Genomic DNA, 12,909 nt, shown 5'->3' on the forward strand with positions numbered 1-12,909 from the left:
ACATTAAATTTTATACTTTACGCAGAATTGAGGCCGCAATCTGGTATTATTTGTAAATCTACTATTAAATGGCATTAAATCAGCGTGTTAAGTACGATTCTTAAGGTTTTCTTTTCCATCGCCATCATTTTTTTGTTTTTGTGGGTAGGAATAACCCTTCAAGCTTTGTCTGGCATTTCCTTACCGGGCAGTATCATCGGAATGTTGTTATTATTTTTTTGCTTATCAGTTGGCGTTATTCCGGTTCGATTGATGGAAGACGGTGCTAAATTAATGCTAAAACACATGTTGTTGTTTTTCATTCCTATTGCTGTCGGATTAATGAATTACTTTGAGCTAATGTACCAGCAAATAGGATTAATATTGGCCTGTACAATAGCGTCTAATATTGTTGTCGCGGTAATATTGAGTTTGCTATTTAAACAACTCAAGGCTAAGGAACATCAATAATGTGGATAGCACTAACCCTAGTGGTTTATTTACTATCGGTGTACTTTTTACATCGAATCAAAATTCCTTTTTTAAATTCTTTATTGATCAGTATGATTGCCATTATTGCTATTCTTTTAGTGTTGGACGTTCCCTTTGAAACTTATTACGCGCAAACCAATTGGATAAACTACTTTATGCAAGCCGCAGTGGTAGCCTTTGCTTATCCGTTGTATGAACAGCTACCGCAGATTCGCTCCAACATGAAGTTTATTTTACTGTCGTGTTTAGCAAGCTGTTCATTGGCAGTGCTATTTACCGGCTTTGTTGCTTGGTTGTTTGATGCTCCTGCACCTCTTTTAGCATCCCTTTTAGTTAAATCCATCACCACACCCATTGCCCTTGAGATTAGCGGGAGTCTAAACGGACAAACTTCAATCGTGATTGTTTTAGGGTTATTCGCAGGATTAACAGGCGCTATTCTTTTCTACCCAATCTTCAAATTGTTGGGCGTAAACGAGTCTGTGCAAAGAGGAATTATCGTAGGAAGTCTCTCACATGCTATTGGCACTTCCGCCACTGTAAAACACTCTTCTGAGGATACCGCATTTAGTTCAGTTGCATTGATCATTGCTGCGATATTCTCATCATTTCTAGCGCCAATGGCGTATCAATTTTTCACCTGGATTTAATCAGCCTGCCAATGAAATAGGTTTTTTCGGAATCGCATTTTAAGAAAAAGCAAAGAAGCGCTCTGGTATAAATTTCGTTATTACTTCATTCTTCCATATCTTGTTTTAGGAAAGCCAAAATGCCAACGATTTGTATTTAGGCTTTAATTGCGGTTGATTCATTTTTTGAAGAGGCTTGAATAAAACCTTTTTACTTGTAATGAATTTATTTTATCGCCTATTAATTAAGGGGACTAAATGCTTAAATTTAATCAAAAAACACTGTTGTCTAGTTTAATCTGTTACACCGTAACTTCGGTTTTAATTGGCTGTAAAACAGCCGATATCCCCCCTCAGCCCGCCAATGCAATAGCAACACAGCAGCCCGACCAAGTAATTCAGATTAATCAACTGGGATATTTTGTAAAGGGTGAAAAAGGTGCAATTGTGCCAAACACCCAAGAGACATCGTTCAGGTTACAAAATTTGCGTGGTGACACTGTGTTTGATGGCCCATTGAGCGAGTCCAAAACCTGGTCAGCGCAAGGGCCTGATAAGTTTAAATTTGCTGATTTTTCGGAATTTTCTCAACCCGGTACTTATAGCTTAACGATTAAGCAAGTTGGTGAAGGCGTTGAACTCTCACGGCAAATAAAAATTGATAGCCAGATTAATCAACTGGCACATAAGGCAGCATTGAAATATTTTTATTTTAATCGCGCTGGAATGGCCTTAACAGAACCCTATGCAGGCAAATTTCAACGCCAAGCAGGTCACCTTGATCAAAACGTCATTGTGCATCCTTCTGCTGCCAGTCCTAGTCAACCCGCCTTCAGTACCATCAGTTCACCGAAGGGGTGGTATGACGCAGGTGACTACGGTAAATATACCGTGAATGCCAGTATCGCAACTTATACTTTGTTAGCCGCCTATGCTGATAATCCTAATTATTACCACAATCTTGCTTTGGCGATTCCTGAGTCTAATAATCAGCTTCCCGATATTGTTGATGAACTTATGTGGAACCTTGAGTGGCTGCATACTATGCAAAATGATGAAGGTGCGGTTTATCATAAACTCACTACCTTGCAGTGGCCGGGTAAAGATATGCCGGCAGATGACAACGCAGATCGTTATGTAATTGGTTTCTCAACATCCGCAGCATTGGATTACGCAGCCACGCTTGCAGCAGCGAGTCGAATTTTACGTCCGTTGTTTTCAGAGAATCCAGAACAGTTGGATACATGGTTAGCAAGTGCGCAAAAAGCATGGCGTTGGGCGATGGCCCATCCGAATTACGTATATCAACAACCTGCAGATGTCAGCAGCGGTGAATATGGTGATAATGATTTTTCAGATGAATTTGCATGGGCTGGAGCAGAGTTGTTTTTAGCCACAAAGAATGCAAAGTATTTGCACGCATTTCAACAATACAACAAACCTCTTAAAGAGCCCGATTGGAGCAATGTGGCAGCCTTGGGTTACTTTAGCCTTGTCAGAGAAGGGAAGCCGTCTTTAACGTCTATCGATTTTCAAAAGCTGCAATCTCAGCTGATTGACTACGCTGAAGCAAGTTTACAAATATATGAAAATAATGGTTACGGTGTGGCGATGAACTCAGACGATTATGTTTGGGGAAGTAATTCGGTTGTTTTAAATAAAGCGATTATGTTGCTGAACGCATTTCGAATTACCGGCGACGAAAAGTATCGTCAAGTTGCCCAAGGTAATCTCAATTTTGTATTCGGTCGCAATCCCACAGGCTATTCTTTTTTAACCGGGTTTGGTGACATCAGCCCACAAAATCCTCATCACCGTATTTCTGCCGGTGACAAAATCGACGAACCTGTACCCGGCATGCTTGCGGGAGGGCCACAACCAGGACAACAAGATAAATGCGATTATGCAAACAACTTTGCTGCTGGTAGCTATGTTGATGACTGGTGCAGCTACGCAAGTAATGAAGTAGCAATTAACTGGAATGCGCCTCTGGTTTACGTGCTTGGTAGCCTTCTCGCGGCGGAGTAAATAAAGGATATGACAAACTGAGTTTTGCGCGATTTAAACTACACAATTTTCAACAATCCCAATGAAATGCTTTGGCTTTATTAGTGTTAATTTAATTGTTTCGTTCTACTATTAGGGGAAAGCTGTGTAATTGGGAATATTCGCGAAAATGAGTTCAAACAAAACAGGCAAAATAAGCAAAACATTGTCTCATCAATATGAGCTCAATGATCCGCTTCACCAATTGTTTGACGCCGTTAAAGTGATTTCTGTGCAAGGCTATGATGATGATCGCAGAGTTATCTATTGGAATGAAGGCAGTGAGGTACTTTATGGTTATTCCAAGCAAGAAGCGACCGGACAAAAATTAGAAGACTTAATCATTCCACCCTATATGCGAGAAGGAGTGGTTGAGGCCCATGGAAATTGGCTCAATCAAGGTGTCGAGATTCCGGCGGCCGAGATTACCTTGCAGCATAAAAGTGGCGCCGAAGTATCGGTGTTTTCAAGCCATGTAATGTTCACCAATCAATACGGTAATAAACAAATGTACTGTGTTGATATTGATCTGACGGATATCAGAAAAGCTGAAGCCCAGGCATTGTTCAAAGAACACATGCTAGAAACCATTTTTGAAGCTATTCCAGATCTATTCTTTTTGATGCAAAAAGACGGGACCATTATTGATTATCATGCCAGTAAACAAGAAAATCTCTACGTTTCTCCTCAGCAATTTATTGGCAAAAACATGGCGGATGTTATGCCTGAGGAAGTTACCAGCAAGTTTCAGACGTACATTGAAAAAGTCATAGAACAGCGGGAGATGATTAGCTTTGAATATGATCTCACTATGCCACAGGGCATTTCATATTTTGAAGCAAGGTTGGCCTATCTGAGCGAATATAAACAGGTAATGGTTGTTATACGCGATATTACTGAACAGCATAAATCGGCAGAATTAATTCGTCATCAAGCCTATTTTGATAGCCTTACTTTATTGCCTAATCGTTTTTTAGCCCTCGACCGTTTGTCTCAAATTCTCATTGAAGCTAAACGAAACGATCAAAAAGCCGTGGTCATTTTTATTGACTTAGACGACTTTAAAAAAGTAAACGACTCTTTGGGTCATGAAATCGGTGACAAACTATTAATCAGTGCTGCCAACCGATTAAAACAAGTTGTACGAAAAGAAGACACCGTTGGGCGTTTAGGTGGTGATGAATTTATCGTTTTATTGAAAGGTTTAGCTGAACCAAATGATGCGTTAGCCATTGCTGAGAACTTACTAAAAACCTTTAGAAAGCCATTCCAGTTAGCTGGAAGAGAATTAATTTTAACGTTAAGTATTGGCATAGCCGTTTACCCAGAAAACGGCAATAGCGCATCTGATTTATTGCGCAACGCCGATACGGCAATGTACCAAGCTAAAGCATTAGGAAGGAATACTTTTTCATTTTTTACCAGCGAAATGAATAAGGTTATGCAACGCCGTTTTGCAATCGAAGAGCAGATGCATGTTGCTCTCGAGCGTGGTGAGTTTGAAGTGTATTATCAGCCTAAATTCGAGATAAACAATAATGCAATTGTGGGTGCAGAAGCATTGCTGCGCTGGCATAACCCGTCATTGGGCGAGGTCACACCCGACGAGTTTATTCCAATTGCCGAACATACTGGATTAATTGTGCCTGTCGGTGAGTTTGTGATCAATCAAGCTCTAGCTTTTTTAAAACATTGGCAAATTTGCGATCAACAGTTTTATACAATGGCAATTAATTTGTCACCTCGTCAATTTCGAGAGCAGGGGTTACTCTCGAGCCTTAAAAAGGCATTAGAGGTTACGCAAATTAGTGCAGAATGTTTAGAGCTTGAAATTACCGAAGGGGTGTTAATGAATGGTCAATCTTACATTCATGAATCCATTGCTGAAATCAGTGCTTTAGGAATTAAATTATCTCAAGACGATTTCGGGACGGGATATTCATCATTAAGTTATTTAAGGCAGTATCCTTTTAATGTTCTTAAAATAGACCGCAGTTTTATTCATGGGATCACATTAAACAAGTCAGATTGTGACTTAGTTAAAGCGACCATTGCCATGGCAAATAGCCTCGGGCTAACTGTGGTTGCCGAAGGTGTAGAAACGGAGCCACAACTTACTATTTTGAAAGATTTAGGTTGTGATTTGGTGCAAGGATTTTATTTTAGTAAACCATTAACTGCTAAACAGCTACTTAAATTTTCTAGCCAACATTAAAAAATTAAATCTACATTCCAACGATTATTCATAACGTGTTTTTGACCACCGGCAATGCTTGATATGAAAAAGTGTTTTTTCTACTGCTTTCTATAAAGTCCCGCCATCAATAACAGGAACACACCAAAAGCGGATATGGCTGTTAGCACAAACTTGTTTAATATGTGCTAACAGTTCTTGGTAGTGGGCTGGGTTATGCAATAGTTCAAATCGATAGAAATCCCTATAGCCTTCAACTTGTTCTTGAATATTGTATTGATGATTCTCACGACTATAGCCTTGAATTTTGCTTAAGCTAAAACCTGATAAGGCCTCTAAACCAATTAAAGTATCTACTAAATTATCCTTTAATTGTTGTGGCACAATCGCTATAAGCAATTGAATATTATTTTGTTTTTGCATTTCGACGCTCCATCCAATTATACAACACAGGTAATAAATACAAAGTGGTTAGGGTAGAGGTAAATAAGCCTCCAATCACAACAATGGCTAGTGGTTTTTGAATTTCTGCGCCAGGACCTGATGCGAAGACTAGTGGAGCTAGCCCAAACATGGCAGTCATCGCTGTCATCAATACTGGTCTTAAACGTCGAGTTGCTCCATCAATAATGCGGATGAGAGTGTCGCTAATCTCCATTTTTGTTTGTTCAAAGTAGCTTACCATTACCACCCCATTTAATACGGCAATTCCCAATAAAGCGATAAAGCCCACCGATGCGGGAACTGACAAATATTGGCCACTAATAAATAAAGCGAAAATTCCGCCCATCACGGCAAAGGGGATATTTACTAAAATAAGTGCAGATTTTGCTAACGAACCAAAAGTAGTAAACAGGATGATTAAAATCAGCAATAATGAAATGGGCACAACCATCATAAGGTTATTGGTGGCTCGTTGTTGGTTTTCGAACTCACCACCAAAACTAAGTACGTAACCAGACGGCAGTTCCAGTGTGTTGGCAAGGGTCTTTTTTAACTCTTCGACAAAACCCACTATATCGCGCCCAGACACGTTGGTGGTTACCACTGAAAAACGATTACTGTTTTCTCGTTCAACTAAAATAGGTCCTTGCTTAAAGCTTATTTCAGCGATTTCATGCAGAGGTACTAAGCTAGCATCTGGTAACAAAATTAGATTGTTTTTGATCTCGTGTAATGTGCCTGGACGCATTGCAGAGCTAGCAGAAGTAGCGAATACGACAGGGGTTTTACGTTTGCCCTGAATTATTTCTGATATTGCAACAGTTTCGAATTGTGAACGTAAATAACTCGACAATTCGGTAATGCTCATGGCATAGCGCTGCGCAATTTCTGGTTTGAGACGAATATTTAAAAACTCACCTCCTTCGGTGACCGCAGTATTGACATCAACACTCCCCGCAGTGGACTTAGTTATTTCGGAGATACGTGAGGCCAATTTAGCTAACTCGGTTAAATCCTGTCCAAACACCTTAATGGTTACATCTCCTGTGCTGCCAGTAAGCATTTCTGAAACTCGCATTTGAATAGGTTGGGTGAATCCAAAGTTAATACCGGGAAACTGTTTTAGCACATCTCGAATGGCGTCGACTAACTTTGATTTAGAACTGAATCGCCATTGTGCTGGTGGGATTAATTCCATAAAAACATCTGTTTCATTCAAGCTCATTGGATCCAAACCTATTTCGTCGGCACCGACTCTGGCGACGATTTGGCTTATTTCAGGCACCTGTTCAAGCAATGCATTTTGAATTTGTATATCCAGTTCCGTGGAAGCCGTTAACGTTATGTTTGGCGTTTTTTCAAGCTGTACAATTATGTCGCCTTCATCGAGCACAGGCATAAAGGTTTTACCTAAATATACGAACTGCACGGCACTAGCGATTAATGCTAACAGTATGCCGATAATTAGCGGAGCAGGGCGGGCTAACGTTTTAGATAAGGTGGTGCGATAATTGGCTTTGAGTGTGGTTACAAAACTAGGCTCAGCGGAATCATGTTGTTTAATTAATATTGAGGCCAGTGCTGGAATAACGGTTAGTGATAACAGCAGTGCACAAAACATCGCAAATACAATCGTCATCGCCACGGGCTTAAACAATTTACCTTCCAAACCGGTCAGTGTCAGTAAAGGCGAAAACACTATTATCACTATGATTGTGCCGGAAACCACGGGTACGGCAACATCTTTACAGGCTCGAAAAACCAGATGTAACTTGGGTAAGTGGTTTTTTTTACTTAGCTGATTAACAACATTTTCGACGACGACTACGGAAGCATCTACAAGCATACCGATTGCGATAACCAGACCGCCTAGGCTCATTAAATTGGCCGACATATTGACACTATTCATCAGCCAAAATGTGCTCAACGCGGCAAGGGGTAAGATCATGGATACAACTAGTGCGGCTCGAATATTTCCTAAAAACAAAGTTAACACAATAATCACCAATATCACGGCAATCAATAATGCTTCTTGAATGGTTCCTATTGCTGTGTCGATTAAGTTCTTACGATTATAAAAAACGTTTATTTGTGAGCCAGTAGGTAGGCTCGTTTCAATTTGTTTTAACTTTTCACTAACGCCTTCTATTACTCTTGCCGTATTGGCATTTTTCAGCGATATAACGATGGCTTCAGTGGTTTCTTCACCATTGCGGGTAACAGAACCATAACGGGTTAAATGACCCACGCTAACATCCGCCACATCAGATAATCTAATAGACTGTTGAAGACGGTTACTGATTCCCATGTCTCGAAGTTGATCTAAGGTATCTATGCGTCCTTCACCACGAATAATTAGCGCGTCGTTACCTATATCTAAACGACCAATATTCCCGTTCAAATTGTTTGCTTGAATCTGTTGAGCTAATTGGTTTAAGGTTAAGCCTAAAGTTGCTAGCTTTACCGGATCTGGTGTGATCTGATAAGTTTTCGCAAAGCCACCCAATATATTTACGTCGGCGACACCATCTATGGTTCTAAGTAAGGGCCGAATCTCCCACTCCAGTATTTGTCTGCGTTCAAGTAAACTTAGCTGCGGATTTTCCAGTGAAAACATAAACATTTCACTCAAAGGTGTACTCATCGGTGCAATACCGCCTTCAAGATCTGCGGGCAGCGAAGTCCAAATATTGTTTAGGCGTTCCGCCACTTGTTGTCTAGCCCAGTAAATATCAGTGCCCTCAACAAAATCAAGGGTAATGTCGGTAATTGCGTACTTGGTGGTCGATCGCAATACTTGTTGGTCAGGGATCCCCAATAACTCTGTCTCTACGGGGAGAGTCACCTGCGCTTCTATTTCCTCAGCTGTCATTCCTGGCGCTTTCAGTATTACTTTAACTTGGGTAGGCGAAATGTCAGGGAACGCGTCTATAGGGATATTCATCCACGAGACAATGCCGGTGAGCATGACTCCTACCGCCATTAGTAGAATGAAAATCCGCTGGCTAAGGGATAATCGAATCAAATTAGATAACATTATTCATTCCCCCAGCCCGAGCAGTATACCTTGAGCAGCGCTCACGGAGCTGATGAGTAGATGACTGTTAATAAGTGATTCTTGACTAGTGACTGTATAATTTTCAGCAGCACTGCTAACGAGCGTGACTTTAACTGCGGTTAATTGATTACCTGATTTCACAAATACAAACTGGGCTCCGTTCATCGAAAAAACCGATTGTTTGGGAACTAAATAAGCGTGCTGCTTAAAAAATGGCGTGACTGACAAGTTCTGCCCTAAATTGTAAGGACATTCAGTGTTCAAGGGGTCGCTCCAAACCTTGCTAGAAAGTCCCGCGGTAACAAGTTCGATACTACTTATGTTTAACTTACACTGAGAGTTTGATGCGGATAAGTAAGCCAGGTTTTTTGCTTCCTTGTTAGTAATATTAAAACTCAACCTGATGCTTTCTAAAGGAGTGACCTTAGCAATTACGCTGCCTTCTGTCAGCGATTCAAATCTAGTGTATTGCACTACGCCCTTGATTGGTGTTTTTAAGGTTAACGTTTCTGTTTCGTCATTAAAGCGGGCAACTAACTCAAAAAAGTGCTGCACTTCATCATACTCTAGCTTAGCTGCGAAATAGGCGTGAGTGATGTCAAGCCAGGCCTGTTGAGAGATAGCAGACTGAGCAAATAATTTTCTATTTTTTTCATACTGTTGCTGAGTAAGTTCAAACAACGATTTTTTTACCTGATACTGGCTATAATAGTGATGTACTTCCGGACCACTTAGTTCAACAAAATCCACTCCAATATTGAGCTTAGTGCCTACAGGGTGCAGAAATCGTACTTGCTGAGCCGTTAAAGGTGAACGGACAGTGTAAGCTTGCCCCGGCAATTCTGACACTTCACCCAGAGTAGGGCGACCTGCATATTCATTTATTTGTTCTACCCGTTTTGTCTGCAGCGCTAAATTGTTGAGATCTTTTACATCAAGACTAAACTGTTCTGCCGAAGTGGAAGTGATAACCAGTAAACTGGTGGCAATAAAGATAGATTTTACGAAACCTTTCATAAAGATTTTCCTGCTGCTTGATTAAGGGTGGCTATATTTTTGGCCAAATTAATTTGATTTATGGCGTATTGCCCTTGAATTTCGACAATCTCTAGCGTCCTTCTTAAGATCCACTCTTGATCGGTTATATTGGATGTCAGCAATTTATCTAAGGTTGGCTGTAGTTTCTGGGTTATCTGCAAAGATTGATTAAGCAGTGTTTGCCGTGCTTTACTAATTTCCAGCTGGGCGGCTGCATCGCTGATGGATTGCCGAATTAGTTGCTGCGTCTGTTTCTTTTCCATCGCGTATTGAGATTGAGCGGCTATAAATTCGTTATACTGAGTAGCTGTATAGTTGTTGCCTACCGACAAAGGGATTTCAACGCCTAGGCCTATTTGCTTGTCAGTGATCCCTGCGGTTTCGTTCTGCTTAGCAAAAATTGAAAGGTTCCAAGGTTTAGCATGATTTGAAGCCCCATTAAGTAGGGCAATATTTAACTGCCAAATTGCATCTAATGCCTGCACGTCAGGATGCATGTTAAGCACATCTAGATTTTTATTGTAGACGGTTTCATTGGTATTATCGGGTAGTGCATGTAAACCAGTAAGCTCAGTGTATTGTGCCAATAAGGTTTGGGTTCTATTTTGATGTGTTAACAAAGCGAGTTGAACCTGAATACGTTCTTGTTTTACGAGTAAGGTTAGGTATGAAGGGGTGTTACCAGCTTGTTCGAGTTGTTCGTAATGGCTTAGTAACCTATTTAGCACTTTGAGTTTTTGCTGCGCTTGTTCACGGTAAACATATTCGAGTTTATATTCCCAAATTGTGAAGCGGATCAGCCCAGATAAGAATAGCGCTTGTTGTTGCAACGCATGGCGCTGAATTAAGGGAGCAGTACTTTTTAATTGCTGGTCAATGTCAGTCTGTAAACGTGATTTAATTGCTAAGTTTAAACTGATTTCTGTTTCTTTAGAACCTAGGCTTTGCTGGTTGTGCATATATAAAAGTCCAACCGTAGGAGGACTAGCAAACCAAGAATCAGAAGGTTGTTCAATTTTACCCTTTAACAGATTTTGTTTGTTATCCTGTTGGTGAATCTCTAACGCAGCATTTAATACATCATTGAGTGTCAACTGCGCGGCAAAAATAGATGAAGGCCAAATAAAAAATAATATGAAAAGTGGTTTTGGGATTGCTGATAGATAAAACATTATTTTGCGCTGCTTACTGGTTAGGTCAGTGCGCAAATTATTGATGTTAATCGGTTATGGAACAATAAACACATGTAGGACTTGGCATCGAACATATGTTCGATATAACCGGAATTGGTATTAAATTTAGAGAGTTGGAGAGTAAATGAAAGATCGAATTATCATTTTAGTGCTAATTACCATCATGATACTCAATGCGATGGATGTCTTTGTTGATATACAATTAAATGTGCCTATTTGGCATGTGTTAGGGGAAAGCATAATTGTTATTGTTTCGGCCATTGCAGCTTTACTTCTCATCCATGATTTGCGGTTACGTTCTAGATCATTAAACCGCTTAGCGACAAAACTTAAAGATGCCAATATACAAATTCAGACGCTCAGCGGAGAAATCGCTAGCGAACGTAAACATTATGCTCAGGTTATTCAGGCGCAGTTTAATGACTGGGGTTTGACAGTTGGAGAGCAGCAGGTAGCGATACTTATTTTAAAAGGTTTAAGCTTAAAAGAAATTGCCTCCGTTAGGGACACGAAAGAGGCCACTGTTAGGCAACAAGCCTCTAGCTTATATTCGAAAAGCAACTTACAAGGTCGACATGAATTGTCAGCGTGGTTTTTAGAAGACTTTCTTAATTAACCGTATTTTCGTTAGGTTTTAGCGCATGTTTCCGGTTACTGAAACATGCGCTTGCCCCACTGCACCTTGTGCACCGCGGAGGTAACTATTGGACTCACTCTCGTTTAACGGGCTTCCGGTGAACTTAATGTCAGCTTACTAAAAGTCACTTGGGTATAGTCACCATTCATTTTGTCCGTTTGCCAATCCCCAGTTCCTAAACATCCTGCATACCAAAGAGTGCCTGCTTGGTCTTTTGTGCTGCATTGGTTATACGCTCCGGCTTTAAAGTAATGAGAGTCACCAGCATAACCTAGTGGATTATCTTTCGGGTCAATCTTTCCGTAAGCGTCAATATTATTAGCGAGGTTTATCTCGTATTTAACATCGTCTTTGCCTTCTGCGCTAAAGGTTAGGTACATGGTATTTTCGTACACATTGATGCTATAGCTAAATTCTTCTCCTAATGCGATGCCAGTATTTCCAGGTTCATTTGGGTTTTCCCAAGTATTTCCCCATACTGGATAGGCAATATCGGTGCGATTCGGATCAGTTTTTGCCAAGTTGCGCTCATAATTCCAAAAAACAGAGCCTTTTTGATGATTTGGCCACTTTTTAAAATAGATTTTTATCGGTTCATTACCCCAGCCAAAACCTTGATTTTTAGCGATTACCTTGTCATCTTTCACCGCATGAATTTGACCCACTACCACTGAAAATGCAGCAGGTGTGTCGGGGTTTTTGGCCCGCAGGGCTACATGATCTACTTTTAGTGTTGCATCTACTTTACTGCCAATAGCAGCAAATTTAGAGGCTAAAGGATGGGCTGCCAAAGCAAAGTTATTTCCCGGAGCTTTAGTCTTAATTTTTTTATTTACACCTCGGAAGGTTTGGCGTAGTTCGCTACGCGTATTACTTGATGAAGCAGTGGTGATTGCTTTATTCGGAGTCGCGAAAACCATGCCGCCATTTTCATCTAAATAGAAAAAATCAGGGTGAACATAGGTTTGCATTTCAGCCACGTCGATTTCATCAATTTTGCCATTGTTGTCGATGTCCACCGGCACGGTAATTTTCCAATTAGATAAATCAAATTTGGTTGCAGGAACATTAGCAACGGATGAGACAGGACTACTAGAATCATCTTGCATACTATTGTTTGAACAAGCTAAAACAAAAGATATCGACAAAGGTAATATGACACTTGCTTGCGCAATTTTTTTAATTCGCGGTTTATTCAT

At 40.5% G+C, this 12,909-nt stretch carries 10 protein-coding genes; 5 read left to right on the forward strand and 5 right to left on the reverse strand.

Features of this window, described 5'->3' with window-relative positions:
- Positions 1–84: 84 nt before the first annotated feature.
- The 4 genes from ABWV72_RS15450 to ABWV72_RS15465 all read left to right on the forward strand — a co-directional run bounded on the left by ABWV72_RS15450 (position 85) and on the right by ABWV72_RS15465 (position 5,361).
- Positions 85–450, forward strand: a complete 366-nt coding sequence (locus tag ABWV72_RS15450; RefSeq protein WP_216050342.1) for a CidA/LrgA family protein — start codon at positions 85–87, stop codon at positions 448–450.
- Positions 450–1,121, forward strand: coding sequence for an LrgB family protein (locus tag ABWV72_RS15455; protein ID WP_303500181.1), 672 nt, complete (start codon positions 450–452; stop codon positions 1,119–1,121). The genes ABWV72_RS15450 and ABWV72_RS15455 overlap by 1 nt, the downstream gene beginning before the upstream one ends.
- Positions 1,122–1,358: 237 nt before the next feature.
- On the forward strand, positions 1,359–3,128 hold the full coding sequence (locus ABWV72_RS15460) for a glycoside hydrolase family 9 protein (protein ID WP_353371582.1): 1,770 nt from the start codon (positions 1,359–1,361) through the stop codon (positions 3,126–3,128).
- A gap of 148 nt (positions 3,129–3,276) precedes the next feature.
- Positions 3,277–5,361, forward strand: coding sequence for a sensor domain-containing protein (locus tag ABWV72_RS15465; RefSeq protein WP_353371584.1), 2,085 nt, complete (start codon positions 3,277–3,279; stop codon positions 5,359–5,361).
- 90 nt (positions 5,362–5,451) lie between these two features.
- Here the strand turns inward: ABWV72_RS15465 and ABWV72_RS15470 are convergent, their stop codons facing one another.
- From ABWV72_RS15470 to ABWV72_RS15485, 4 genes are read right to left on the reverse strand one after another with little or no spacing between them, the layout of a single operon-like run.
- Positions 5,452–5,763 carry a DUF3240 family protein gene (locus ABWV72_RS15470; protein WP_216050346.1) on the reverse strand — a complete coding sequence of 104 codons (312 nt, stop codon included), beginning with the start codon at positions 5,761–5,763 and terminating at the stop codon, positions 5,452–5,454.
- Entirely contained in the window at positions 5,747–8,821 is a 3,075-nt protein-coding gene (locus tag ABWV72_RS15475; protein WP_303500178.1) for an efflux RND transporter permease subunit, read from the reverse strand. The genes ABWV72_RS15470 and ABWV72_RS15475 overlap by 17 nt, the downstream gene beginning before the upstream one ends.
- A 3-nt stretch (positions 8,822–8,824) precedes the next feature.
- Positions 8,825–9,859 (reverse strand): efflux RND transporter periplasmic adaptor subunit, encoded by a 1,035-nt coding sequence (locus ABWV72_RS15480; protein WP_216050348.1) that lies wholly within the window; start codon positions 9,857–9,859, stop codon positions 8,825–8,827.
- On the reverse strand, positions 9,856–11,052 hold the full coding sequence (locus ABWV72_RS15485) for a TolC family protein (protein ID WP_303500177.1): 1,197 nt from the start codon (positions 11,050–11,052) through the stop codon (positions 9,856–9,858). Before ABWV72_RS15485 ends, ABWV72_RS15480 begins: the two co-directional genes overlap by 4 nt.
- Before the next feature lie 145 nt (positions 11,053–11,197).
- Here ABWV72_RS15485 and ABWV72_RS15490 point away from each other — a divergent pair, with 145 nt between their 5' ends.
- The gene (locus tag ABWV72_RS15490) at positions 11,198–11,689 is read left to right on the forward strand and encodes a helix-turn-helix transcriptional regulator (protein WP_216050350.1); all 492 of its coding nucleotides are present in this window, start codon (positions 11,198–11,200) and stop codon (positions 11,687–11,689) included.
- 104 nt (positions 11,690–11,793) lie between these two features.
- On the opposite strand, the gene ABWV72_RS15495 is transcribed toward ABWV72_RS15490, so the two are convergent.
- On the reverse strand, positions 11,794–12,909 hold the full coding sequence (locus tag ABWV72_RS15495) for a polysaccharide lyase family 7 protein (protein WP_216050351.1): 1,116 nt from the start codon (positions 12,907–12,909) through the stop codon (positions 11,794–11,796).

It is taken from the genome of Aliiglaciecola sp. NS0011-25 (assembly GCF_040370605.1).
Classification (GTDB): domain Bacteria; phylum Pseudomonadota; class Gammaproteobacteria; order Enterobacterales; family Alteromonadaceae; genus Aliiglaciecola; species Aliiglaciecola lipolytica_A.

Coding starts and splice junctions, on each gene's coding strand:
- ABWV72_RS15485 (WP_303500177.1), bottom strand. CDS start 11,052: ATGTTTTATCTATCAGCAATCCCAAAACCACTTTTCATATTATTTTTT.
- ABWV72_RS15475 (WP_303500178.1), bottom strand. CDS start 8,821: ATGTTATCTAATTTGATTCGATTATCCCTTAGCCAGCGGATTTTCATT.
- ABWV72_RS15465 (WP_353371584.1), top strand. CDS start 3,277: ATGAGTTCAAACAAAACAGGCAAAATAAGCAAAACATTGTCTCATCAA.
- ABWV72_RS15490 (WP_216050350.1), top strand. CDS start 11,198: ATGAAAGATCGAATTATCATTTTAGTGCTAATTACCATCATGATACTC.
- ABWV72_RS15495 (WP_216050351.1), bottom strand. CDS start 12,909: ATGAATAAACCGCGAATTAAAAAAATTGCGCAAGCAAGTGTCATATTA.
- ABWV72_RS15455 (WP_303500181.1), top strand. CDS start 450: ATGTGGATAGCACTAACCCTAGTGGTTTATTTACTATCGGTGTACTTT.
- ABWV72_RS15480 (WP_216050348.1), bottom strand. CDS start 9,859: ATGAAAGGTTTCGTAAAATCTATCTTTATTGCCACCAGTTTACTGGTT.
- ABWV72_RS15460 (WP_353371582.1), top strand. CDS start 1,359: ATGCTTAAATTTAATCAAAAAACACTGTTGTCTAGTTTAATCTGTTAC.
- ABWV72_RS15470 (WP_216050346.1), bottom strand. CDS start 5,763: ATGCAAAAACAAAATAATATTCAATTGCTTATAGCGATTGTGCCACAA.